22 protein-coding genes are annotated in these 23,627 nt (G+C 73.6%); 5 read left to right on the forward strand and 17 right to left on the reverse strand.

Annotated features, from left to right (window positions below):
- The first annotated feature begins 75 nt into the window (after positions 1 to 75).
- Positions 76 to 1,860 (forward strand): alkyl/aryl-sulfatase, encoded by a 1,785-nt coding sequence (locus ACZ5WG_RS33390; RefSeq protein ID WP_468728361.1) that lies wholly within the window; start codon positions 76 to 78, stop codon positions 1,858 to 1,860.
- Between the two features lie 15 nt (positions 1,861 to 1,875).
- Here ACZ5WG_RS33390 and ACZ5WG_RS33395 read toward each other — a convergent pair whose 3' ends face one another.
- The 3 genes from ACZ5WG_RS33395 to ACZ5WG_RS33405 all read right to left on the reverse strand — a co-directional run bounded on the left by ACZ5WG_RS33395 (position 1,876) and on the right by ACZ5WG_RS33405 (position 4,774).
- Positions 1,876 to 2,634 carry an N-acetyltransferase gene (locus tag ACZ5WG_RS33395; RefSeq protein WP_468728129.1) on the reverse strand — a complete coding sequence of 253 codons (759 nt, stop codon included), beginning with the start codon at positions 2,632 to 2,634 and terminating at the stop codon, positions 1,876 to 1,878.
- An 87-nt stretch (positions 2,635 to 2,721) separates the two neighbouring features.
- Positions 2,722 to 3,297: a histidine phosphatase family protein gene (locus ACZ5WG_RS33400; RefSeq protein ID WP_468728131.1), complete on the reverse strand. Its 576-nt coding sequence runs from the start codon at positions 3,295 to 3,297 to the stop codon at positions 2,722 to 2,724.
- A 31-nt stretch (positions 3,298 to 3,328) separates the two neighbouring features.
- Positions 3,329 to 4,774 (reverse strand): aminotransferase-like domain-containing protein, encoded by a 1,446-nt coding sequence (locus tag ACZ5WG_RS33405; protein ID WP_468728132.1) that lies wholly within the window; start codon positions 4,772 to 4,774, stop codon positions 3,329 to 3,331.
- On the opposite strand from ACZ5WG_RS33405, the gene ACZ5WG_RS33410 reads away from it, so the two are divergent.
- Positions 4,773 to 5,702, forward strand: a complete 930-nt coding sequence (locus tag ACZ5WG_RS33410) for a DMT family transporter (protein WP_468728134.1) — start codon at positions 4,773 to 4,775, stop codon at positions 5,700 to 5,702. The two genes, ACZ5WG_RS33405 and ACZ5WG_RS33410, sit on opposite strands and share 2 nt — an antisense overlap.
- Positions 5,703 to 5,762: 60 nt before the next feature.
- Positions 5,763 to 5,960, forward strand: a complete 198-nt coding sequence (locus ACZ5WG_RS33415) for a DUF1918 domain-containing protein (protein WP_468728135.1) — start codon at positions 5,763 to 5,765, stop codon at positions 5,958 to 5,960.
- Positions 5,961 to 5,996: 36 nt separating this feature from the next.
- Here the strand turns inward: ACZ5WG_RS33415 and ACZ5WG_RS33420 are convergent, their stop codons facing one another.
- Complete coding sequence (locus ACZ5WG_RS33420) at positions 5,997 to 7,253, reverse strand: glycoside hydrolase family 10-like protein (protein WP_468728137.1); 1,257 nt, start codon at positions 7,251 to 7,253, stop codon at positions 5,997 to 5,999.
- A 154-nt stretch (positions 7,254 to 7,407) separates the two neighbouring features.
- Between ACZ5WG_RS33420 and ACZ5WG_RS33425 the strand changes: the two genes are divergently transcribed.
- Positions 7,408 to 8,301, forward strand: a complete 894-nt coding sequence (locus ACZ5WG_RS33425) for a 3-hydroxybutyryl-CoA dehydrogenase (protein WP_266668698.1) — start codon at positions 7,408 to 7,410, stop codon at positions 8,299 to 8,301.
- A 30-nt stretch (positions 8,302 to 8,331) separates the two neighbouring features.
- Here ACZ5WG_RS33425 and ACZ5WG_RS33430 read toward each other — a convergent pair whose 3' ends face one another.
- The 10 genes from ACZ5WG_RS33430 to infC form a co-directional block, all read right to left on the reverse strand.
- Positions 8,332 to 8,862, reverse strand: a complete 531-nt coding sequence (locus ACZ5WG_RS33430; protein WP_468728138.1) for an NUDIX hydrolase — start codon at positions 8,860 to 8,862, stop codon at positions 8,332 to 8,334.
- Positions 8,863 to 8,915: 53 nt separating this feature from the next.
- A complete protein-coding gene (locus ACZ5WG_RS33435; protein WP_389591411.1) occupies positions 8,916 to 10,256 on the reverse strand; it encodes a transcriptional regulator in 1,341 nt (446 codons plus the stop codon).
- A gap of 343 nt (positions 10,257 to 10,599) precedes the next feature.
- Positions 10,600 to 11,784: a PP2C family protein-serine/threonine phosphatase gene (locus tag ACZ5WG_RS33440; RefSeq protein WP_468728139.1), complete on the reverse strand. Its 1,185-nt coding sequence runs from the start codon at positions 11,782 to 11,784 to the stop codon at positions 10,600 to 10,602.
- A 165-nt stretch (positions 11,785 to 11,949) separates the two neighbouring features.
- On the reverse strand, positions 11,950 to 14,478 hold the full coding sequence (gene pheT, locus ACZ5WG_RS33445; RefSeq protein ID WP_468728140.1) for a phenylalanine--tRNA ligase subunit beta: 2,529 nt from the start codon (positions 14,476 to 14,478) through the stop codon (positions 11,950 to 11,952).
- Positions 14,478 to 15,605: a phenylalanine--tRNA ligase subunit alpha gene (gene pheS / locus ACZ5WG_RS33450; RefSeq protein ID WP_468728141.1), complete on the reverse strand. Its 1,128-nt coding sequence runs from the start codon at positions 15,603 to 15,605 to the stop codon at positions 14,478 to 14,480. The genes pheT and pheS overlap by 1 nt, the downstream gene beginning before the upstream one ends.
- A 163-nt stretch (positions 15,606 to 15,768) precedes the next feature.
- Complete coding sequence (locus ACZ5WG_RS33455) at positions 15,769 to 16,962, reverse strand: sensor histidine kinase (RefSeq protein ID WP_468728143.1); 1,194 nt, start codon at positions 16,960 to 16,962, stop codon at positions 15,769 to 15,771.
- Positions 16,963 to 17,017: 55 nt separating this feature from the next.
- Complete coding sequence (locus tag ACZ5WG_RS33460; RefSeq protein WP_468728144.1) at positions 17,018 to 17,884, reverse strand: TrmH family RNA methyltransferase; 867 nt, start codon at positions 17,882 to 17,884, stop codon at positions 17,018 to 17,020.
- Positions 17,885 to 18,014: 130 nt separating this feature from the next.
- Positions 18,015 to 18,407: a 50S ribosomal protein L20 gene (rplT, locus tag ACZ5WG_RS33465; RefSeq protein WP_008741875.1), complete on the reverse strand. Its 393-nt coding sequence runs from the start codon at positions 18,405 to 18,407 to the stop codon at positions 18,015 to 18,017.
- Between the two features lie 101 nt (positions 18,408 to 18,508).
- A complete protein-coding gene (gene rpmI / locus ACZ5WG_RS33470; RefSeq protein WP_327282603.1) occupies positions 18,509 to 18,703 on the reverse strand; it encodes a 50S ribosomal protein L35 in 195 nt (64 codons plus the stop codon).
- 105 nt (positions 18,704 to 18,808) lie between these two features.
- Positions 18,809 to 19,516 (reverse strand): translation initiation factor IF-3, encoded by a 708-nt coding sequence (gene infC, locus ACZ5WG_RS33475; protein ID WP_078613184.1) that lies wholly within the window; start codon positions 19,514 to 19,516, stop codon positions 18,809 to 18,811.
- A 400-nt stretch (positions 19,517 to 19,916) separates the two neighbouring features.
- On the opposite strand from infC, the gene ACZ5WG_RS33480 reads away from it, so the two are divergent.
- Positions 19,917 to 20,294: a DUF1844 domain-containing protein gene (locus ACZ5WG_RS33480; RefSeq protein WP_365954829.1), complete on the forward strand. Its 378-nt coding sequence runs from the start codon at positions 19,917 to 19,919 to the stop codon at positions 20,292 to 20,294.
- A gap of 61 nt (positions 20,295 to 20,355) precedes the next feature.
- Here the strand turns inward: ACZ5WG_RS33480 and ACZ5WG_RS33485 are convergent, their stop codons facing one another.
- Genes ACZ5WG_RS33485 through ACZ5WG_RS33495 form a run of 3 tightly spaced genes read right to left on the reverse strand, consistent with a single transcriptional unit; the run spans position 20,356 to position 23,080 of the window.
- Positions 20,356 to 21,096 (reverse strand): SseB family protein, encoded by a 741-nt coding sequence (locus ACZ5WG_RS33485; protein WP_468728145.1) that lies wholly within the window; start codon positions 21,094 to 21,096, stop codon positions 20,356 to 20,358.
- A 2-nt stretch (positions 21,097 to 21,098) separates the two neighbouring features.
- The gene (gene mycP / locus ACZ5WG_RS33490; RefSeq protein ID WP_468728147.1) at positions 21,099 to 22,307 is read right to left on the reverse strand and encodes a type VII secretion-associated serine protease mycosin; all 1,209 of its coding nucleotides are present in this window, start codon (positions 22,305 to 22,307) and stop codon (positions 21,099 to 21,101) included.
- A complete protein-coding gene (locus ACZ5WG_RS33495; RefSeq protein WP_468728149.1) occupies positions 22,304 to 23,080 on the reverse strand; it encodes a hypothetical protein in 777 nt (258 codons plus the stop codon). Before ACZ5WG_RS33495 ends, mycP begins: the two co-directional genes overlap by 4 nt.
- Between the last annotated feature and the right edge of the window lie 547 nt (positions 23,081 to 23,627).

Consider the following 23,627-nt stretch of genomic DNA (forward strand, 5'->3'; position numbering starts at 1 on the left):
GAGGCCAACGATGCCGCGCTGCGGGACCTGCCGTTCGACGACACCCGCGATCAGGAGAACGAGCGCCGCGGATTCATGGGAACGGCCGAACAGAGCGAGATCCGGGACGCCGACGGCCGTGTGGTGTGGGATCTGGACGCCTACGGGTTCCTCGACGAGGACTGTCCGCCCACGGCCCATCCGAGTCTGTGGCGCCAGAGCAGGCTGGCCAGGGGGCACGGGCTGTACGAGGTGGTCCCGGGGATCTACCAGGTGCGCGGGTTCGACCTGTCGAACATGACCGTCGTGGAGGGCGAGCGCGGCGTCCTGGTCATCGACCCGCTCATCTCGACGCAGACCGCGGCCGCCGCGCTCGCGCTGTACCGCCGCCACCGCGGGGAGCGCCCCGTCACCGGCGTGCTGTACACGCACAGCCACGCCGACCACTTCGGCGGCGTCAAGGGCGTGATCGGCGTCGAGGAGGTCGCGGCCGGCGTGCCGGTGCTCGCTCCGCAAGGGTTCCTGGAGCACGCCGTCAGCGAGAACGTCTACGCCGGCACCGCCATGAGCCGCCGCGCCACCTACATGTACGGCGCCGCCCTGCCCAAGGGTCCCCGCGGGCAGATCGGCTCGGGGCTGGGCCCCACGAACTCGACGGGCACGGTCACCCTCATCCCGCCGACCGTCCACATCACCCGCACCGGGCAGAGCGAGACCGTCGACGGCATCCGCATGGTGTTCCAGATGACCCCGGGCACCGAAGCCCCGGCCGAGCTCAACATCCATTTCCCCGACCACGCCGCCCTGTGCACCGCCGAGAACGCCACCCACACCCTGCACAACCTGCTCACGCTGCGCGGCGCCCAGGTCCGCGACCCGCACGACTGGGCCCACTACCTGACCGAGGCCGTGCAGCTCTTCGGCGCCGCCACCGACGTCGTCTTCGCCTCGCACCACTGGCCGGTCTGGGGCCGGGAGGAGGCCCTCGCCTTCCTTTCCGAGCAGCGCGACCTGTACGCCTACCTCCACGACCAGACGCTGCGCATGATCAACCAGGGGCTCACCGGGCCGGAGATCGCCGAGCGGATGCAGCTGCCCCCGGCGTTGGAGCGCGCCTGGCACACCCACGGGTACTACGGCTCGGTCAGCCACAACGCCAAGGCCGTCTACCAGCGGTACATGGGCTGGTTCGACGGCAACCCGGCCCACCTGTGGGCCCACCCGCCCGCCGAGGCCGCCACCCGGTACGTCGACTTCATGGGCGGCGCCGGGGAGGTGCTGCGCCGCGCCCGCCAGTCCTACGCCCAGGGCGACTTCCGCTGGGTCGCCGAGGTCGTCCACCACGTCCTGTTCGCCGACCCCGGCAACGCCGAGGCCCGCGCCCTCCAGGCCGATGCCCTGGAGCAGCTCGGCTACGGCAGCGAGAACGGCACCTGGCGCAACTTCTACCTCACCGGCGCGCTCGAACTGCGCCACGGCTCCGTCGGCACGCCCACGACCACCGCTTCCGAGGACCTGATCGACACCCTGACGCTCGACCAGCTCTTCGACTCCCTCGCGATCCGTGTCGACGGGCCGCGCAGCTGGGACGCCGACGTCACCGTCCGCTGGCATCTCGGCGACGGCCGGGGTCCCAGCACCCTGCGCCTGAAGAACGGCGTGCTCACCCACGTACGGGGCCTCGGGCCGGCCGCAGGTGAACCGGACGTCGAGATCACCCTGGACGAGCCTGCGCTGCGCGGCCTGCTGCTCGGCCGGGCCGCGCTCGCGGACCTGGTCGCCCAGGGCCGGGCCCAGGTCTCCGGCGACCCGGCCCGGCTCGCCGAGCTGACCGGCCATCTCACCGAACCCGACCCGGACTTCGCGATCGTCACGCCCTGACCGGACGGACCGGGGCTACGCCGGCCGGTCCAGCGCGTGGCGGACCCAGACGTTCGGCTCCACGTACACCGCGTAGCCCTGTTCGAACTCGCAGCGGACCGGGGCCAGGGCTCCCGGCACCCGGACCGGGCCCGTCACGTCGAAGGGCAGCCCGGTCCACTCCCGCCACTGCGCGAGCGATCCGGTGATCGTCATCGACAGCGGGGCCACCGAGTCGATCACCGCGCCCGCGCGGGCGTGGACCCGCAGCCAGGGGTCGTACGGGAGACCGTCCTCGCGCGTGCGGTACGCGTACTCCTGGATCGGGGTGTCCGGCTCGGCCGGCTTGCCGCTGGGCCGGACCGGGGCCACCACCTCCGCGAACCCCCGGCCGCGGGCGTTGTCCCGCATCGCGGCCAGCATCCGCGCGGACAGGCCCTCGCCCTGCCGGTCGGTGGCCACGGTGATCTCGATGGCGCTCACCGTGTCGGGGGCGATCCCGCGCCGCAGATCGGAGAAGGCCCACATCAGGACCTGGTCCCAGCCCCGCGCGGGCAGCACCCCGTCCCGGCCCGGCGCGTGCAGCGCGAACGGCACGCTGTACCCGCGGGCGACGACCGCATCGCCGTCGGTGGCGACCAGGACGTAGTCCGCCAGCTCCCGCGTCATCCGCGGATAGAGGAGCCAGGCGACGGAGTCGTGCTGGGCGAACTCCGGCCAGGGGTCCTTCATGTCCCAGAGCCGTTCGGCCAGTTCGGGGCGCTGCGCGAGGGTGGTGATCTGTATGCCGGTCATCACCGCAGGCTAGGGCGGTGGGCCGGTGCGGTTCCAGCCCTTTTGGTGTCGGGCCCCGCCGGCCGGACGCCACTTCGACGGCACGGCCTACGCGGGCGCCTGGAGCGAGAGGTGCCAGTGGCCCGAGCGGCCCGTCAGGGTGATCGTGGAGAGCGGGCGGACGTCCACGTTCCAGTACGTCAGCGGAGCCGCCTGCAGTGCGTACACCAGGGCCGCCCGGACCACCGAGGGCTCCGCCACGGCCACGATCGCGCCCCCGTCGTCGGCGGGCCGGGTGTCCAGCCAGCCGCCGATGCGGGAGATGAACGCGAGCAGGGATTCGCCGCCGTGCGGGGCGGCGAGGGGGTCGGTGAGCCAGAGGTCCACGGATCCGGGCTCGCGCTCCGTCACCTCGGCCAGGGTCAGCCCGCGCCAGCGGCCCATGTCGCAGTCGCGCAGCGCGGGCTGGGCGAGCGGCGCGTACCCGAGGGCCTGCCCGGTGGCCCGGCTGCGCGGGCTGGGCGAGCAGTAGCGGAGCTCGGCGGCGCCCAGGGGCACCAGCCCGCGCGCTGCGGATTCGACCGCGCGCCAGCCCGCCCCGTCCAGCGGGCGGTCGTCGTCGAAGCGCTCGGCGAGCAGCGAGGAACCACGGGCTGCGGCGACGAGCGAGACCCGAACATTCATGCGGCGATGGTGGGCCGCATGCCGCACGGGGTCAAGCGCCCGGACCGACGGCGTTGCCGGCTCCGCCGCGCAGCCGGCGGACCGCTTCGTTCAGCTCGCCCGCGCCGGACACCCCGGCGAAGCTGAGCCGTACGTACGGACCCGGCGGCTCGGCACAGAAGTACGGGCGGCCCGCGGCGACCGCGACCCCGGCGCGCAGGGCCGCCGCCGCGAAGGCCGTGTCGTCGCCGCCCTCGGCCATCCTCGCCCACAACTGGTAGCCGCCCGAGGGAAGATGGGGCAGGGTCAGCCCCGGCAGCTCCCGGCGCAGCGCGCCCGCGAGCACGTCCCGCCGGTGACGCAGCTCGGCGGCGACGGCCCTCAGGTGGCGGGGCCAGGCGGGCGCCCCGACCAGCTCCAGGGCGGCCTCCTGCAGGGGCCGGGGCACGAAGAAGCTGTCCACGATCTGGATGGCTCGCAGCCGGTCCAGCACCGGGCCCCGGGCGGCGAGCGCGCCCACCCGCAGGCTGGGCGAGGTGGCCTTGGTCAGGGACCGGACGTGCACGACCACTCCGTCGTGGTCCTCGGCGGCCAGCGTCGGGGGCAGCGGACCGGCGTCGTCGTGGCCGAGGGCCCGGGCGTAGTCGTCCTCCACGACGAAGGCCCCGGCGGCCCGTGCGATCCGCAGCACCTCGACCCGCCGCGCGGGAGCCAGCACCGCACCGGTCGGGTTCTGGAACAGCGGCTGGCATACGAACACCCGCGCCCCGGTCGCTTCGAAGGCGGCGGCCAGCAGCTCCGGCCGGACCCCCTCGGCATCCACCGGGACGGGCACCGGCCGGCATCCGGAGGCGCGGGCGATGGCCAGCAGCCCGGGGTACGTCGGGGACTCCACCAGGACGGGCGCCCCGGGCGGGGCCAGCGCCCGCAGAGCGGTGGTCAGCGCACTCTGCCCGGCCGCGGTGACCAGTACGTCGGCGGCCGCGACGGCTCCGCCGATCTCCCGGGCGAACCAGTCGCGCAGCTCGGGCAGCCCCTCCATGGGCGGCCGTTCCCAGGCCCCGGGGCGCCGCCCGGCCCGGGCGAGCGCGGCGGCCATGGCCCGCTCGGGCTGGATGGAGGGGTGCAGGTAGCCGCTGTTGAGCCCGATCACCCCGGACGGGGGTGCGGCCAGACAGGCCAGCACCCCGGAGGCGTCCACCGAGCGCGGCACGATCTCGCCGTCGCCCTCCGCGCTGAGGGCGACCTCCTGCCAGGAGGTGTCCCCGGGCGCGGTCTCCGCCGTCCGGGGCCGGGCCCGGAACACCCCGGCGCCGGGCCGGGTGACGACCAGCCCCTCGGCGGCCAGCTGCGCGAGGGCGCGGGAGACGGTGACGGGGCTGACCCGGAAGCGCTCCACGAGGGCTCGGCTCGACGGGAGCTTTCCACCCACCGAGTAGCGGTTGAGCTCCGATCGCAGGGATTCTGCCAGTTCGGCCACGCTGCTACGCTCGTACATGACAGCAAAGAATAGCGCTACTCTCCCGACCTCGATAGCGGTTGACCGCCCGGGCCACCCGGCCCACCCGGCTCACCGGGCCACCGGAGGCACCGCGCTCGCCGCGCTCGGCGTCATCGCCTTCTCGCTGACCTTCCCCGCCACCGCCTGGGGCCTCGAGAGCTTCGGCCCCTGGTCCTTCGTCGCCGTGCGCTCCGTGCTCGCGGCCCTGATCGCGGGCTCCTTCCTGCTGGCCGGCCGCGTGCCGCTGCCCGCCCGCGAGCACTGGGCGGGCCTCGCCGTCGTCGCCGCCGGGGTGGTCGTCGGCTTCCCGCTGCTCACCACGCTGGCGCTGACCACCTCCACTACCTCGCACGCCGCCGTCGTGGTCGGCCTGCTCCCGCTCACCACGGCCGCCCTGTCCGCGCTGCGCACCGGGGCCCGCCCCTCGCGCCGGTTCTGGGGGGCGGCCGTCGCCGGAGCCGCCGTCGTGCTCGGCTTCACCCTGACCCAGAGCGGCGGCGCCCTCTCGGCCGGCGACGGCTACCTCTTCGGGGCCCTGCTGGTCTGCGCGGCCGGGTACACGGAGGGAGGCCGCCTCGCCCGCGTCCTGCCCGGCTGGCAGGTCATCGGCTGGGCGCTGGTGCTGTGCCTGCCGCTCGGCCTGGCCGGTACCGCGCTGGGGCTCGCGTACGAGCCGGTGCACCTGACCGGTCACGGGCTGGCCGGTCTGCTGTGGGCGGCCGCCGGCTCCACCTTCCTCGGCCTGTACGTCTGGTACCGCGGCATGGCGGAGATCGGTGCCCCGCGCGCCAGCCAGCTCCAGCTCGCCCAGCCGCTGCTGACCCTGGTCTGGTCGGTGGCGCTGCTGGGCGAGCACCTCTCCCCCGCCGCTCCGGCCGCCGCCTGCGCGGTCCTGGTCTGCATCGCCGTGACCCAACGGGCTTAAACCACACAATCCGCCGTAAACTGCTGTCACCGGATCCAGACCGCCTCCGAGGAGGTCAGTATGCGCGCGACCGAGGGCGACCAGCTTGTGCAGCACGGCAGGATCGTGGGGCAGCACGACAAGGTCGGTGAAATCACTCAGGTACTCGGCGAGAACGGCACCCCGCCCTACCGGGTCCGTTTCTCGGACGGTCACGAGGCAGTCATGTCCCCGGGCCCGGACTGCGTCGTCAAGCACCCGTCGGAGCCCAGGCAATGATGCGACGCGGCCGCGGCTGACACGGCCGACGCGGCCTCAGCGCGGCGGCACGGCCGTCGGGTAATGGTCGGCAACGACCCTGGCCATCGCTCCATTGGGGTCCGCGACCACCTGCTTCGCCGAGAAGTAGACGTGGCCGCGGACCTCGGGGTATCCGCGGGCGAACGTCAGATGCTTCGACAGCTCCGCCGGATCGCGCCACGCGGCGGTGGCGCTGTTGCGGTCGCAGCGGTACAGCGCCTCGCCCACGTACAGAGCCACGTCGGTGCCGGCGACGGTGTCCGCCCACCAGGGCACGATCTTCGCGTAGTCGGCGGCAGGGTGGCCGATCTGCCAGTACGCCTGCGGCACGATGTAGTCGATCCAGCCCTCCCGGACCCACTTGCGGGTGTCCGCGTACAGGTCGTCGTACGTTTCGACGCCGGCCTGCGTGGGCGAACCCAGCGGGTCCCGGTCGCTGTTGCGCCAGACCGCGAAGGGGCTGACGCCGAAGCGCGCCTGCGGGCGGATCGACCGCAGCCGCTCCGACATCTCGCGGACCAGCGTGTCGGTGTTGTTGCGGCGCCAGTCCGCGCGGGAGGCGAAGGCTCCACCGTGGCGCGCGTACGCGTCGTCGTCGTCGAAGTCCTGCCCCTCGGCGGGGTACGGGTAGAAGTAGTCGTCCCAGTGCACCCCGTCCACCGCGTAGCGGGAGACGGCGTCGAGCATGGCCTCCTGCACGAAGGCGCGCACCTCGGGCAGACCGGGGTTGTAGTACAGCTTCCCGTTGTACGGGACCGTCCAGCCGGGGTTTCGCCGAGCCGGGTGGTCCGCGACCAGGCGCTCCGGGTCGGTGTGGTTGGCCACCCGGTACGGGTTGAACCAGGCGTGCAGTTCCAGCCCCCGGGCATGGGCTTCGGCGACCGCGGTACCGAGCGGGTCCCAGCCGGGGTCCTCGCCCTGCTGCCCGGTCAGCCACTGCGACCAGGGCTCCCGGGCGGCGGGCCACATGGCGTCGGCGGTCGGCCGGACCTGGAGGATCACCGCGTTCAGGCGGCGGGCGACGGCGGTGTCGAGGAGGCCGGTCAGCTCGCCCCGCTGCTCCTCGGAGTCCAGCCCGCTCTCGGAGGGCCAGTCGACGTTCTCCACAGCGGCGATCCACATCGCACGGAACTCGGCGGCCGCCCCCCTCCGCCCGCCACGCCCCCGCGCCGCCTCGACCGCCCGCGCCGGGCCCGCGCCGCCCACCGCACCCACCGCGGCCAGCAGCCCGGCAGCCCCCGCCAGCAGTCCCCGCCGCCTGATGTACGCCATGTGGCGACTCCGTTCCGTTGCGTGACATTGCCCTGCGTCTGACAGCATGCCCGCCCCGGCGCCCCGGCATGGTCAAGGTCGGGGGTAACGTCGTGGGGCGTGGCGGGCGCCGGAATGCAGTTACCACTGCGAAGCACGGGGGACCCGCCGACGGATGAGCAGCGAAAGGCACGAAGTGACTGACCTCCCTTCCGACATCACTCGAGTCGGCGTAGTGGGCTGTGGCCAGATGGGCGCGGGCATCGCCGAGGTGTGCGCGCGCAGCGGCCTCGAGGTGAAGGTCGCCGAGACCACCGGCGAGGCCCTGGAGATCGGGCGCACCCGGCTGCACAACTCCCTGACCAAGGCCGCCGAACGCGGCAAGATCAGCGAGGAGGAGCGGGACGCCACCCTGGCCCGCCTCACCTTCACCACCGATCTCGGCGAGTTCGCCGACCGCGACCTCGTCATCGAGGCCGTCGTCGAGAACGAGCAGGTCAAGACGGAGATCTTCCAGGTCCTCGACCAGGTGATGACCCGCCCGGACGCGATCCTCGCCTCCAACACCTCCTCGATCCCGCTGGTCAAGCTGGCCGTCGCGACCTCCCGGCCCGACCAGGTCATCGGCATCCACTTCTTCAACCCGGCCCCGGTGCAGCAGCTCGTCGAGCTGATCCCGGCGCTGACCACGAGCGAGGAGACCATCAAGCGGGCCGAGGCCCTGGTGGGGAAGGTCCTGGGCAAGCACGCGATCCGCGCCCAGGACCGGTCCGGCTTCGTCGTCAACGCGCTCCTGGTCCCCTACCTGCTGTCGGCCATCCGGATGTTCGAGTCCGGAATCGCGAGCCGCGAGGACATCGACAACGGCATGGAGCTGGGCTGCGCCCACCCGATGGGTCCGCTCAAGCTCTCCGACCTGATCGGCCTGGACACGATCGCCTCGATCGCCGACTCGATGTACGCGGAGTACAAGGAGCCGCTGTACGCCGCTCCCCCGCTGCTCCAGCGGATGGTCGACGCGGGCCGCCTCGGCCGCAAGACCGGCTCGGGCTTCTACCCGTACGGCTGACCCCCGCGCCCTGCGGCCCGCGGCCCTGCGCTAGCCGAGCCTCAGATGGTGCAGGAGCAGCAGCCCGGCCGCCATGTTGGCGGCCGGGATCTCGCCGCGCGCGATCATGTCCGGCACCAGTTTGAGCGGTACCCATTCGCGGCGCGAGGACTCGAAATCGTCCTCGGGGTGCCCGATGTACGTCGCGCCGTCGGCCCAGTAGAGGTGGTGGCGGGCGTCGGTCAGCCCGTTGGCCGGCTCGACGGTCATCAGGTGGTGGAGGGGCCCCGGCCGCCAGCCCGACTCCTCCTCCATCTCCCGGGCCGCGGCGTCCGCGATGTCCTCGCCGTCCTCGACCACGCCCGCGGGCAGCTCCCAGCCCCAGCTGTCGGTGATGAACCGGTGCCGCCACAGCAGCAGCACCTCGTTGGCCTCGTTGACGGCCGTGGCGACGGCGACCGGCCGCAGCCGGATCACGAAGTGGTCCAGGTGCCGGCCGTCGGGAAGTTCCACATCGGCGAGATTCACGTCGAACCAGCGGTTCGTGTACACGGTCTGCTCACTCAGGTTCGTCCACTGCACGGTTGTGCCACCTTCCGTTCGAGTAGGTGGCAACATGGCAGCAGTTCACGCCGTCACAGGGGAACGCGCAGCGCCCCGTCGATGAGCTGCGCGGTCTCCTCCGCGCCGGAACATCCGCTGGTCAGCAGCTGTTCGCGGACCGCCCGCAGCCGGTCGCGCAGCCGCAGCGACTCCATCCCCTTGGCCCGCTCGGCCATCTCGGCGGCGGCCGCCACCGCCCGGTCCGCCTCGCCCTGGCGCAGCTGGATCTCGCACAGCATCGCCAGCCGGTGGACCCGCCCCCGGTCGTGCGCGGGCGTCCCGACGGCCGCGGTCGCCTGCTCGTGGGCGGCATCGAGATCGCCGAGGCTGAGCAGCGCCTCGGCCACCTGTACGTTGACCAGCCCGGGCTGTACGTACCCGGTCTCGTCGGGCTCCGTGCCGGGCCGGATCCTCTCGGCGGCCGCCTCGGCGTGCCGGATGCATCCCAATGCGGCGGCGGTGTCGCCGAGTTGGGCGTACGCCTTGGCCTGCATGGCGTACAGATCGGCGGTCAGGGCCGGGGTGGTGTGCCGGCCGGCGGCGCGCAGCGCGGCCTCGGCGAAGGCGACGGCCTGGCGGTACTCCCGCAGGTGCAGCGACTGGTTGACGATCAGCGCGATGACGTACGCACCGAGGCCCCGGTCCCCGCTCGCCTTCGCGAGCCGCAGCGCCTGGTGGAAGTACCGCTGGGCGAGCCCGTGGGCGTCGGAGTCGTACGCGCAGATCCCGGCCACCGCCACGAGGGACCCGGTGGCCCGGTGCAGCTGGCGGCCGAGGCCGTCGGGGTAGCTCCCGCGCAGCATGGGCGCGGTCTCGCTCCCGAGGAAGCGGACGATCCGGGCCCGGGTGGCCACGCCGCCGGCCCGGCGGTACATCAGCTCGTAGTGCGCGCGGGCCGCCCGCAGGATCTCGATGTGCTCCGGCCCGATCCGGTTCGGCCCGTCGCGGGAGACGTCGGCGTCCTCCGGCGGGTTCTCCCACTCCCAGACCGGTATCACGGCGGGCGTCCCGGTGACGGCCTCGGCGGTGAGCAGCTGGAACCGGCCCTGCTCGTCGGAACGCCACAGGGCCGCGGCCCGGTCGACGAAGCCGCTGAGCGGGGAGCCGTGCGCGGACACGGGCTGGCCGGGCACGCCGAGCCCGACGTCGTCCAGCGACACCGGGCGCCGGAGCCGGCCGCCGAGCACCTCGCAGATCAGGTCGGGCACCTGGCCGCGCGGCCGCTGCCCCTTCAACCACCGGGTGACGGCGGTGTGTTCGTAGCGCAGGGCCAGTCCGCGGGACCGGCCTGCCTGGTTGACGTGTGCTGCGAGTCCGGCGTGGGACATGCCCGCCTCGGCGAGGAGGGCGTCGAGCAGGGCATTGGGCTGCATGGGCCCCTCCAAGGGCTCTTCGGTCACAGGCTAGTGGGTGCGCGGTTCACACGGGGTGTGAACCTAGTACGCGCATAAATGCGATACGCACCCTGCCGCAAGGAGCCCTGGGAGCGGTTCACTTAAGAGCCTCGCCAAAGAGGCAGCCCGGGTCGTCGGCTCCCCCTCGTACAGTGCGACGACCCGCACCGCGCCGCCCGCTCTGCTGTCTGCCCGACACTCCATGGCAGGCGGGCGGCGCGCTCCGGCTCCGCCGGCGCCCGGTTGGTCGCCGGGCCCCGGCAGGGGCCGCGGAACGCGCGCCGGGCCCTCCCACCGGGCCCGGTGTGCGGTTCCTCCCGGCTCAGCAGCCGCGGTCGCTGCGCAGCACCAGCAGGGCGACGTCGTCGGCGAGTTGCCCGCCGGTGTGGCGGAGAAGTGCGGCGTGCACGCCCGCGACCAGCCGCGCGGGCGTGTCCGCAGGCTGCTCGGCGAGCACGCTGCGCAGAGGGAAGAACCGCCCTGCGGGGTCCCGTGCGTCCTCGGCGCCGTCGGTGTGCAGGAACAGGACGCCGCCGGGGCACAGTTGCCCGCAGTCCTGCGGCTGGAGGTCCGGCTGTACGGGCACCACCCCGAGCGGCGGCAACGTCTCGCCCCCGTCGAGCAGCTGCACGTCCGTACACCGTTGCGCGGAGCCGTCCCCTCCCCGCCCCTTCCCCAAACCGGGGGCTCTGCCGCCGGCCCCCCGCGCCTCGAAGGCCGGCGGGGCTGAACGCGTCCGGCGGGGGCTGTACGGCCGGTAGGGCCATGCCGGCCCCGCCGGCGTTCGAGGCGCGGGGTCCGGGGCGGAGGCCCGGTTTCGGGAAGGGGCGGGGTGGGGAACGGCCCCGCAGGGCTCCAGCGGCCGCGACGGGCGCAGGAGGTACGGCCACGGGTGGCCGCAGTTCAGGGCCAGTACGGTGCCGTCCTGCGCGATCTGGAGCAGCAGCACCGTCACGAACTCCTCGGATGAGGTGAACCCCGCATCCGCGGCACCCGCCGACGGCTGCTCCGTGCGGACCCGGTCCCGCACGTGCCGGGCCAGGGCCCGTTCCATCCGCACCAGCACCCCGCTCAGCGCGGGTTCGTCGTACGCCGCCTCCCGGAAGGCACCGAGCACCGCCGCCGCCGCGCCCAGCGCCGGCAGCCCGTGCCCCCGTGCGTCCCCGATGACCACCCGGACCCCGTACGCCGTCGGCACGGGCTCGTACAGGTCGCCGCCCACCGCCGCGCCCCGGCTCGCCGACAGCTGCGCCGCCGACAGCGTCAGGCCGTCGATCCGCCCCGCCGGCGGCCGCAGCAGGGCCTGCTGCGCCGCACCCGCGATCTCCTGCGAGCGCCGCAGCTCGGCCATCAGCCCGCGCCGGATGTGCAGTGCACATCCGGTGGCCAGTAACAGGAACGCCGCGCAGCTGGCCAGGCTGGCGCCCAGCCGCCCGGGCGTGGACAGCTCCCAGGACACCGCGGCGCCGCCCCATGCGAGGACGCACACCCGACGCACCTGGGGCATCTCCCCGCACGTGATCATCGTTCCGGCCTCCCCTCGGCCGCAACGATTCTGTCGACCGCCCCGAGCACCGGACACGGCTCACCGACGTTCTCACCCGAATGAGTGAGGGGCGGATCCGGTCCGGATCCGCCCCTCAATCCTGGGCAGCAACAGCTGCGGCAGCGGTTACGCCCCGCGCAGCACCGCGCCCGTGCGCTCGGCGGCCAGCGCCACCGCCGCGTCGCGCGCGGCCGTGGACTCCTCGGCCGTCAGCGTGCGGTCGGCCGCGCGGAAGCGCAGCGCGTAGGCCAGGGACTTCTTGCCCTCGCCGACCTGCTCACCGGTGAACACGTCGAACAGCCGCAGGGACTCCAGCAGTTCACCGGCGCCCTTGCGCAGCGCGGCCTCGACCGAGGCGGCCGGAACCGACGCGTCCACGATCAGCGCGACGTCCTGGGTCGCCACCGGGAAGGTGGAGATCCGGGGCGCCTGCACGGCGCCGCCGCCGGCCGCCGCGAGGCGGTCCAGGTCGAGCTCCATGGCGCTGGTGCGGGCCGGCAGGCCCATCGCCTTGACGACGCGCGGGTGCAGCTCACCGGCGTGGCCGATGACCGTCTCCACACCGTCCAGGGTGACGAGCAGCTCGGCGCACCGGCCCGGGTGCCACGGCCCGTACTGGCCCTGGCGCACGACGAGCTCCGCACCGGCCTCGACGGCCAGCGAGCGAGCGGCCTGGACCGCGTCCGCCCAGTCGGCCGGACGGCCCTTGCCCCACCAGCCGGCCTGCTCGCGCGCACCGGCCAGCACAACCGCGGCGTACCGCGGCTGGGCCGGCAGGGCGGCGTTCAGCGTGGCGATCTCCTCGGCCGTGGGACGCCGGTCGACGGGCAGCCGTACGGCGACACCCGGCTGCGGGCCGGCCCGGAAGACCGAACCGGTCTCGAAGAGGGCGAGGTCGTGGCTGCCCCGGCTGTCGTTGCGGCGCAGTGCGCCCAGCAGGCCCGGCAGCAGCGTGGTGCGCAGCGCCGGCTCCTCGTCGGAGATCGGGTTGACCAGCTTGACGACCTGGCGGGCGGCGTCGTGCGCCGGCAGCTGGAGCTGGTCGAAGACGCCCTCGCCCACGAACGGGTAGCTGAGCGCCTCGACGTAGCCCGCACCGGCCAGCGCGCGGCCGACCCGGCGGTGCAGCTGCTGCCGGGCGGTCAGACCGCGGCCGGAGGGCAGCTTCGGCAGGGTCGACGGGAGGTTCCCGTAGCCCTCGAGCCGGATGACCTCTTCGGCGAGGTCGTTGGGCTCGGCGAGGTCGGGGCGCCACGACGGGACGGTCACGACGAGCTCGTCCTGGCCGTAGACGTCGCAGCCGACCTCCTGGAGGCGTCGCACGACGGTCTCGCGGCCGTAGTCCATGCCCGCGACCCGGTCCGGGTGGTCCGCGCGCATCGCGATGGTGCGCGGGGCGCCCGGGGCGGTGAGCTCGGTGACGCCGGCCTCGGCGGTGCCGCCCGCGAGCAGCACGAGCAGGTCGACGGTCCGCTGCGCGGCCGCGGAGGCGGCCTGCGGGTCGACGCCGCGCTCGAAGCGCTTGGAGGCCTCGGAGGCGAGCTTGTGGCGGCGGGCGCTGCGCGAGATCGTCAGGGCGTCGAAGTGCGCGGCCTCGATGACGACGTCCGTGGTGCCCGAGACCGCGCCGGTCTCGGGGTCGGTCACGGAGTCGGCGATCTCGGTGTCGGCACCGCCCATGACGCCGGCGAGGCCGATCGGCCCGCTGTTGTCGGTGATCACCAGGTCCTCGGCGTCGAGCGTGCGCTTGACGCCGTCGAGGGTGGTGAACTTCTCGCCCTGCTCGGCCCGGCGCACGCCGATGGCGCCGTCCAGACGGGAGCGGTCGTAGGCGTGCAGCGGCTGGCCGAGCTCGAGCATCACGTAGTTGGTGACGTCGACGGCGAGCGAGATCGGGCGCATGCCGGCCTTCTGCAGACGCCGCGTGAGCCAGATCGGGGACTTCGCCTCGGGGTCGAGGCCGGTCACCGTACGGGCGGTGAAGCGGTCGCAGCCGGCCGGGTCGTCGATCTTGACCAGGTAGCCGTACGAGTTCGGCGCGGGCACGTCGAGCAGCGCAGGGTCGCGCAGCGGCAGGCCGTACGCGGTGGCCGTCTCACGGGCCACGCCGCGCATCGACAGGCAGTAGCCGCGGTCCGGGGTGACGGCGATGTCGAGGACCTCGTCGACGAGCTGCAGGAGCTCGATCGCGTCGGTGCCGACCTCGTGCTCCGGGGGGAGCACGATGATGCCGTGGGTGCCGTCGTCGCCCATGCCCAGCTCGTCGCCCGAGCAGATCATGCCGTGCGAGGTGCGGCCGTACGTCTTGCGCGAGGCGATCGCGAAGTCGCCGGGCAGGACGGCGCCGGGGAGGACCACGACGACCTTGTCGCCGACGGAGAAGTTCCGGGCGCCGCAGACGATCTCCTGCGGCTCGCCGGTGCCGTTGGCCTGGCCGACGTCGACCGTGCAGAAACGGATCGGCTTGCGGAAGCCCTCGAGCTCCTCGATGGTCAGCACCTGGCCGACGACGAGGGGGCCCTTGAGCCCGGCGCCGAGCTGCTCGACCCTCTCGACCTCGAGGCCGGCGTCTACGAGCTTGGCCTGTACGTCACGACCGGTCGTGCCCGCAGGCAGGTCGACGTACTCCCGCAGCCAAGAAAGCGGGACCCGCATCAGATCTCCATCCCGAACGGCCGGGTGAACCGGACGTCACCCTCGACCATGTCTCGCATGTCTTCGACGTTGTGGCGGAACATCAGCATCCGCTCGATGCCGAACCCGAAGGCGAACCCGCTGTACTTCTCGGGGTCCACACCGCAGGCGATGAGCACCTTGGGGTTGACCATTCCGCAGCCGCCGAGCTCGATCCAGCCCTCGCTGGAGCAGGTGCGGCACGGGCGGTCGGGGTTGCCCACCGACTCGCCGCGGCACACGTAGCACTGCATGTCCATCTCGGCGGACGGCTCGGTGAACGGGAAGAAGTTCGGGCGCAGCCGGGTGGTCATGTCCTTGCCGAAGAGCGCCTGGACCATGTGGTCCAGGGTGCCTTTGAGGTCGGCCATGGTCAGGCCCTCGTCGACGGCGAGCAGCTCGACCTGGTGGAAGACCGGGGTGTGCGTCGCGTCGAGCTCGTCGGTGCGGAACACCCGGCCCGGGCACACCACGTACACGGGCGGTTCCCGGTCGAGCAGCGAGCGCGCCTGCACCGGGGAGGTGTGGGTGCGCAGCACGACGCCGGACTCGTCGCCCTCGGTGCCCTCGGGCCCCTGGACGAAGAAGGTGTCCTGCATCTGGCGCGCCGGGTGGTCGGGCGTGAAGTTGAGGGCGTCGAAGTTGAACCACTCCGCCTCGACCTCGGGGCCCTCGGCCACCTCGTAGCCCATGGCCGTGAAGACGTCCGCGATGCGGTCCATCAGCGTGGTCAGGGGGTGCCGGGCGCCGGCCGGGACGCGGTCGTACGGCAGCGTGACGTCCACCGCCTCCTCGACCAGCACCCGCTCGTCGCGCTCCGCTTCGAGCTCGACCGTGCGGGCCCCGAAGGCCTTGTTCACGGCGCCGCGGGCCTGGCCCACGAGCTTGCCCGCCGTGGCCTTGGCCTGGGGGGGCAGTGCGCCGATCTCGCGGTTGGCGAGCGCCAGGGGCGAGCGGTCGCCCATGTGCGCGGTCTTCGCCTCACGCAGCGCGTCGAGGTCGCCGGCGGACGCGAAGGCGGCGAGCGCCTCGTCCCGCATGCGCTCGATCTCTTCCGGTTTCAGTGCCTCGACCTCGACAGGGTCGTACGACTTGTTCGGTGCCGACATCTCTTCCCGTACTTCCGATGGCTGGCTGGTGGAGCCCCGCGCGATCTGCTCGACAGTCTCGATCGACCGATTCGGACATGGGCCCAAAGGTGCCAAAGGACGAGTCTAAAGGTCGCTGGGGGTGAAGGAGCCCGTGGGCCGCCTGGCGAGACGCTCCGCAGGGTTACTGCGTGAGGTAGGCCGGCGCGCCCACGGGCAGGATAAATCGGAACTCGGCGCCGCCGCCGGGGCCGCGGCCGACCGTGATGGTGCCGCCGTGTGCCTCCACGATGCCCTTGACGATGTACAGGCCCAGGCCGGTGCCGCCGCGCTTGCTCCCCCGCCAGAAGCGGGTGAAGACGCGGCCCATCGACTCCTCGGGGATCCCGGGGCCCTCGTCGGTCACGGTGACGGCGGTTCCCTTCTCGGTCTTGCCCGCAGCGTTCGTCATGCTGGTCGGCGATACGTCGATGGTGACCGTTCCCTCGCCGTGCCGCACCGCATTTTCGAGGAGGTTGCCGAGGATCTGGTCGATCTTGTCCGGGTCGGCCCACAGATCGGGGAGCGAGCAGCTGACCCGTACGAGGAACCGGTCGGGTGCCTGGCCGTTCGCGGTGAGCGCCTGGACGTGGCGGCCCACGGCGGTGGCGATGTCCACCGGCTGGCGCCGCACCTCCAGGCGGCCCGAGTCGATGCGGGAGATGTCGAGGAGCTCGGCGATCAGCCGGGTGACGCGGTTGGCGTCGGCGTCGACGGTCTCCAGCATCAGGCGCTTCTGGTCGTCGGTGAACCGCTCCCACTTGGCGAGCAGGGTCGCGGTGAACCCCTTGACGGAGGTGAGCGGCGAGCGCAGCTCGTGCGCGACGGTGGCGATCAGCTCGGCGTGGCTGCGCTCGGTGCGGCGGCGGGCCTCGGTGCCGCGCAGGGTGACGACGAGGCGGCGCAGCGGGCCGGTGGGGTGCGTGCGCACGTACCGGGCGGAGACCAGCACCTCGCGGCCGCCGGGGAGCAGGAGGTTGCGCTCGGGCTGGCCGCGCCGGGTGGCGAGGCCCCCGTACGGGTCGGTCAGCGTCCACCAGCGGCGGCCGTCGAGGTCCTCGAGCGGCAGCGCCCGGTCGATGCGGGCGCCGAGCGCCTCGTCGGGCGCGAGGGCGGTGATCCGGGCGGCTGCCGAGTTGAAGCAGATCACCCGCCCGGTGTGGTCGGCGACGACGAGCCCGTCGGGCAGGTCGTCGGGATCGACCCCGAGCTGGGCGAAGTCGCAGGGTTCGGGTGCGGCAGGCCCGGCGCGGCCCGCGGACTGCGGGGGCACGGCCGCCAGGGACGGCGTCCCGGACGCCTTCACGGCCCCGGGCGAGCTGTTCGTACCGACGGTCATGTCCCCGTACCCCACATCTCCGAGTAGCGCAGTGGGCCCCCGGGCCGCCACATTACTAGCTGGGGGTCACGGAGCGGCACCCTCCGGGAGCCCGCTGTGCACGCGCGGACGCGTAGAGGCACACCGCGGCGGCCGTCGCGAGGTTCAGGCTCTCGGCCTTTCCGTGGATCGGGACGCGTACGACGGCGTCCGCGAGCGCCCGGGTCTCCTCCGGCAGGCCCCACGCCTCGTTGCCGAAGACCCAGGCCGAGGGGCCGCCCATGGTGCCCGCGTCGAGCTCGGCGTCCAGGTCGTCCTCGCCGGCCCCGTCGGCGGCGAGGATCCGTACACCGGCCGCCCGGAGCCCCTCGACGGCCTGCTCCACGGGGACGCCGACCGCCACCGGCAGGTGGAAGAGGGAGCCCACGGAGGCGCGTACGGACTTCGGGTTGTACAGGTCCACCGAGGCGTCGGTCAGGACGACCGCGTCCGCTCCGGCGGCATCGGCGCAGCGCAGCACCGTGCCGGCGTTCCCGGGGTCGCGGACGTGGGCGAGGACGGCGACGAGCTTGGGCTCGGCCTTCAGGATGTCCTCGAACGGCGAGTCGAGGAAGTGGCAGACGCCGACGAGCCCCTGCGGGGTGACGGTCTGCGAGACCTCGGCGAGCACCTCGTCGGAGGCGTAGTGGACGCGCGCGCCGGCGGCCAGTGCGGCATCGATGATCTCGGCGTAGCGCTCGGCGGCCTCCACGGTCGCGAACAGCTCGATCAGGGTCGAGGCGCCGCCCGCGCCCCGGTGCTCGACGGCCTCGCGGACGGCCTGCGGCCCCTCGGCGATGAACCGGCGCTCCTTGGTGCGGAAGTTGCGGCGCGCCAGTCGCCTGGCGGCGGCCACCCGCGGGGATCGGGGGGAGATCAGCTCGGCGGGGGCGGGGGTACCCATGGCGGTCGGCTCGCTTCCGTACGTACTGCGGGTCGAAACAGGTGGATCGGCTACAACGCACCGGACCCGCAGGCACGGGGCCTGCGGGTCCGGGCTGAAGCCTGTGAAGGGCTCGCTGCGCGCGTGGTGCTTAGGCGGCGGCGGGGGCCTTCGGGGCGTTCACGTCGGCCGGAAGCGCCTTCTGCGCAACCTCGACGAGCGCGGCGAAAGCGTTGGCGTCGTTGACGGCCAGCTCCGCGAGGATCTTGCGGTCCACCTCGATGTTGGCGGCCTTCAGACCCTGGATGAGGCGGTTGTACGTCATGCCGTTCTGGCGGGCAGCGGCGTTGATGCGCTGGATCCACAGCTGACGGAAGTCGCCCTTGCGCTTCTTGCGGTCGTTGAAGTTGTAGACCAGCGAGTGGGTGACCTGCTCCTTGGCCTTGCGGTACAGGCGCGAACGCTGACCGCGGTAGCCGGAGGCCGCCTCGAGGATCGCCCGGCGCTTCTTGTGGGCGTTTACTGCCCGCTTGACGCGTGCCACTTTTTAACTCCTTGTAGCGGGGCCGTGGGTGTCTTCACACGGCCCGAATTCGATGGGGTCCCGGTCTTGACGTCCGCTCCCGGCAGGGGGAGCGGAGAACGTCACTTGCCGAGAAGCTTCTTGATCTTCGCGGCGTCGCCGGGGGCCATCTCCGCGTTGCCGGTGAGGCGGCGGGTCAGACGGGACGACTTGTGCTCGAGCAGGTGGCGCTTACCGGCGCGCTCACGGAGCACCTTGCCGGAGCCGGTGATCTTGAAGCGCTTCTTGGTACCGCTGTGCGTCTTGTTCTTCGGCATAGCGCCGTTATCTCCTCGTCGGTGGCGCCCCCGCCGGTCCGGTTGAGGGACCGGCGCCCGGGAGCGTCATGTTGTGTCGGTGATCCGAGACAGGCTGCCTCGGAATCAGGCCTCGGCCGGTGCCTCGGGAGAGGCATCCTCGGTGACCTCGGCAGAGGCGACCTCGGTGCCTTCCTCGACGGGGGCTTCCTCGGAAGGAGCCTCGTCGGCGGCGACACCCTGGCGCTCGGCCTTACGGGCGGCCTGCGCCTCGCGGGCTTCGGCCATCGCCTCGGTCTTCTTCTTGTGCGGACCGAGGACCATGATCATGTTGCGGCCGTCCTGCTTCGGGTTCGACTCGATGAACCCGAGGTCCTCGACGTCCGAAGCGAGACGCTGCAGCAGTCGGTAGCCGAGTTCCGGCCTGGACTGCTCGCGACCACGGAACATGATCGTGATCTTGACCTTGTCGCCCTGCTTGAGGAACCGAACGACGTGACCCTTCTTGGTGTCATAGTCGTGCGGGTCGATCTTCGGCCGGAGCTTCATTTCCTTGATGACCGTGTGCGCCTGGTTCTTGCGCGCCTCACGGGCCTTCATGGCCGACTCGTACTTGAACTTGCCGTAGTCCATGAGCTTGCAGACCGGCGGGCGTGCAGACGCCGCGACCTCGACCAGGTCCAGGTCGTACTCCTGCGCGAGCTCAAGCGCCTTCGCAAGCGGGACGATGCCCACCTGTTCGCCGCTGGGACCGACGAGTCGCACCTCAGGGACACGAATCCGATCGTTGATGCGGGGCTCGGTGCTGATGGATCCTCCTCGGTAGCACCACACGGCTGCCTGGCAGACAGCCGCTGACGTCTAATGTCGTCAGACCAACCGCGGCGGAGAACGAAAAATGCCCCGCCGGGCACAGGCAGGGGCTCCAAAACAACCGGAGCACCGCCGCGTGCGATCGCGGGGCGCAGACTCGGGCAGCTTTCCATCGTCCGTACGGAACGATGGATGCCGCCTGACCGGTGACCCGCCGCCCCGGAGGGTGGTCGGGTGGGAGAGCGGAGCCTCCACTTGTGGGCCGGGGACATGCGTCTCCGGCCGGTCGTCAGCCCAATATAGCATTCCGCGCCGGGTCCGCTCACCCGGAGGCCGCCCGTCCGGTGTCCCCCGGGTGTCCGCAGGACGTCCACCCGGGGCCCGGTCGGCGGGCGGCGCGTCCCGGCTTATCGTGTGAGGCATGACTGACGCGACCCCCGCCCCCGCCACCGAGGCCGACCAGGCCCCCGACTACGACGCCATGACCCGCGACATCGCGGACGTGCCCGCCGTCGAGGTGATCACCACGGTGGCCGTGCACCTGCTGAGCGCCGCGGCGGTCAACCTGGGCCTGGACAAGCCGGACTCCGAGCACAAGGACCTCGACGAGGCCCGCAAGCTGATCACGGCCCTGGCCGGCCTGGTCACGGCGAGCGCGACCGAGATCAGCTCCTTCCACGCGGCTCCGCTGCGCGACGGCCTGAAGTCGCTGCAGCTCGCCTTCCGCGAGGCCTCGATCGTGCCGGACGAGCCGGGCCAGGGTCCGGGCGAGAAGTTCACGGGTCCGGTCTTCGGCTGAGCTGCGGGAACACAGGGGGAAGGGCCGGGGCGACGCCCCGGCCCTTTTCGTATCTCGTTGTTCAGCGGGTGAAGAGCGGCTCGCCGGCCGGGGCCGGGGCCTCCACCGGGAGCACGGCCAGGTCCAGCCCGCGCACCAGGCGGGCCCGCAGGGTCTCGTCGGCGGCCAGGGCCTCGGCGACCCGGCGGGCTGCGGCGTGCGCCTGCGTACCGGGGGCCAGGACGATCGCCAGGGTGCCGTCTGAGTCCGCCCCGCCCGGGCCCAGGTGGGCGCGGAGTACGGCCGGTTCGGCGGATACGGCGGCCCGAACGGCCTCGTGCACCGCGGGGTCGGCCAGCGGGCCCGCGTCGGTGCGGCCCTCGGCCAGCGCGCGCAGCGCGGGGCCGGTGAGCTGGTAGGTGACGGGGCCGGCCAGGTCCAGGACCACGGTGTCGGCCTTCTCGTGCGCGGCGGCCGCCAGCGCCTGGTGCAGCGGGACGGCCACCGGCCGGGCCGCCGGGTCCCAGAGCGCCAGCGAGGCGATCGACGTGAACGCGGGCAGCGCCCGCCGGTCCCCCGCACGCAGGGTCGGGACGGCCATGTCGCTGCTCTTCTCCCGCTTGAGGCCGGTCTCCGGGTCGGTCTCGACCTCGCCGAGGACGGCGACGACCGGGACCAGCAGGCGGGCGTCCTTGAGGGCGGCCAGTACGTCCGGCTCCTTCGCCCGGTCCGCGGACCAGGCGGCCAGGGCCGCGGTCAGCCGGGGGTCGGCGGAGCCGTCGTCGTCGGAGTAGCCGGGGTCGGGAATGTTTTTGTTCGCCACAGTTACCCGACCCTATCCCGGTCCCGCCGTGCCCCTCGCGGGCGCCGGGCCAGTACGGCGGCCAGGACCAGCAGCGCCAGCCCGGCGGCCGCGGCCGCCGGGGCGCCGAGGCGGGCACCTCGCCCGGCCGCGCGGACCGGCTCGGGGCCGGGGCCGAAGTAGGGCTGCCCGGCCGCGACGGGCGCGGGGACCGGCGGCTCGGCGCGCACCGTGTCGGCGACCTGGAGGGCGGCGACGGGGTCCACCAGTCCGTGGCCGCGGGAGTCGTCCCGGCCGCCGGGCGGGGCGTCGGAGGCGGTGTCCTCGAGGAGCTTCTTGATCTGGGCCGGGGACAGGTCCGGGTGCGCGGCCTTGACGAGGGCCACGGCGCCGGAGACGAAGGCCGCGGCGGCGCTGGTACCCCAGCCCTCGTAGTAGGAGCGGTCGGGGTCGGCGATGACGACGTCGACGCCGGGGGCGCTGACGGTGGCGTACCAGTTGCGGGTGGAGAAGGCGGCCTTCTTCCCGCCCCGGTCGACCGCGGTGACGGCGATGACCCCGGGGTAGGCGGCCGGGTAGGAGGCGTGGTCGCCCTGCCGGCCGCCGTTGCCCGCCGAGGCGACGACGACCACGCCCTTGGCGAGGGCGTACTGGACGGCCTCGTCCTCGGCGGCCTCGTGGTGCGCGGAGTCGCTGTCGTCGCCGAGGGAGAGGTTGATCACGTCCGCGCCGTGGTCGGCGGCCCAGCGGATGCCCTCGGCGAGGGCTCCGCCCTTGTTCTCACGGGCCTTGGCCCGGCCGGGGTCGCCCTCTTCGAGGATCACGCGGATCGGGAGGATCTTCGCCTGCGGGGCGATGCCGAGGACGCCCTGGCGGCGGTTGGCGCCGTGGCCGTGCCCGGCGATGATCCCGGCCATGGCGGTGCCGTGCCGGGCCCAGGCGCGGTCGCCGCGGCCGGCGCCCATGCCGATCAGGTCGGTGCCGCCGAGGACCTGGCCGGCCAGGTCGGGATGGGTGGCGTCGACCCCGGTGTCGAGGACGGCGACGGTGACCCCGTTGCCCCGGGTGGTGCCCCAGGCCTCCTCGGCGCGCAGGGCCGTGAGACCCCACTGGCGGTCGCGGATGCCGTCGGCTGCCGCCGGGGGCGCGGTGGCGCCGACGAGGAGGGCGCCGAGTACCAGGGCGGCAGCGGCCGTCGGCCGGCTCGTCGGCCGACGCGTCGGTCGGCTCATCGGCCGGTCCCGGACGGCGCGGGGGGCGCGGCGAGGGTGCGGACGGCCCGCTCCATCCGGTCGGCGACGGCCTTGGCCTCGTGGCCGAGGCCGGCCTGGGCTACGGCTCCGGTGGCGTCCTTGCGCATCACGTCCTCGGCGGGGCGGGGGGCGTCCAGCGTGCGGCCGTCGGTGAAGGCGGAGACGGTGTAGACGACGACGGGTGCCTCGGCCGGCACGGACGCGGTCCACGCGGCGCGCTGGCTGTCGGCGAAGCCGTAGCCGGGCGGGGCGGGCAGTCGTCCCCGCAGGGCCGCCATCGCCGGGGCGTCGGCGGGGGTGAAGACCATGCCGACGGTGACGAGGGAGCTGCGGGTGGCATCGGTGTAGGTGGCGCGCAGAACCCGGGTGCAGCCGGTGGCGGCGAGGGCCGCCTGCCAGTCGGGGGCGAGCGCGGGCCCGCAGTCGGCGTCGGGGGCGAGCGCGACCCGTGTCCACGTACGGTCGGCTCCGCCGGGGCCGCTCTCCGCCCCGGCCAGGACGGGCGGGAACAGGGTGTCCACGGGGGTTGCGCGCCAGAGCGAGCCGGCCTTGCGGTAGGCGGCGTCGGCGGCCAAGGGCCGGAGGGCGGCGCGCTGTTCGACCCAGCCGCCGATGCCGGCCCCGCCGACCAGGCCCACACCCACGAGGGCACACAGCGCGGCGGCGACGCCCCGCGCGGACCCGCGGCGGCCCGGTCCGGATTCGGCCGCGGGCTCGGCCAGGACCGCGGTCTGCGGTGTAGACGCACTCATCCGGCGGCTCCGCCCCCCGTTCCGTACGGCTGCCTCCCCGTACTCTACGCGGCCTCCCGCTCCACTCCCGTGGGCCGAGCTCCCCACCCCCACGCCCCGACCCCGCAGACGGCCCCCTGCCGTACCCCTTCCACCCCGCCGGACACCTCCGGCCCCGCCGACGATCGAGGCACGGGATCTGGGGCGCAACCCCCGAGCCTTCCAACCCCGCCGGCGATCGAGGCACCAGGTCCGGGCGCAGCCCCGGGCCGTCCAGCCCAGCCTGCGATCGAGGCGCAGGGTCTGGGGCGGAGCCCCGGATCCTCCAGCCCCGCCGACGTTTGAGGCGCCAGGTCCGGGCGCAGCCCCGGGCCTTCCAACCCCGCCGGCGATCGAGGCGCAGGGTCCGGGCGGAGCCCCGGGCCCTCCAGCCCCGCCGGCGATTGAGGCGCCAGGTCCGGGCGCAACCCCAGGCCGTCCAGCCCAGCCTGCGATCGAGGCGCAGGGTCTGGGGCGGAGCCCCGGATCCTCCAGCCCCGCCGACGTTTGAGGCGCCAGGTCCGGGCGG

The sequence above is a fragment of the Streptomyces sp. NPDC032745 genome, from assembly GCF_055579465.1.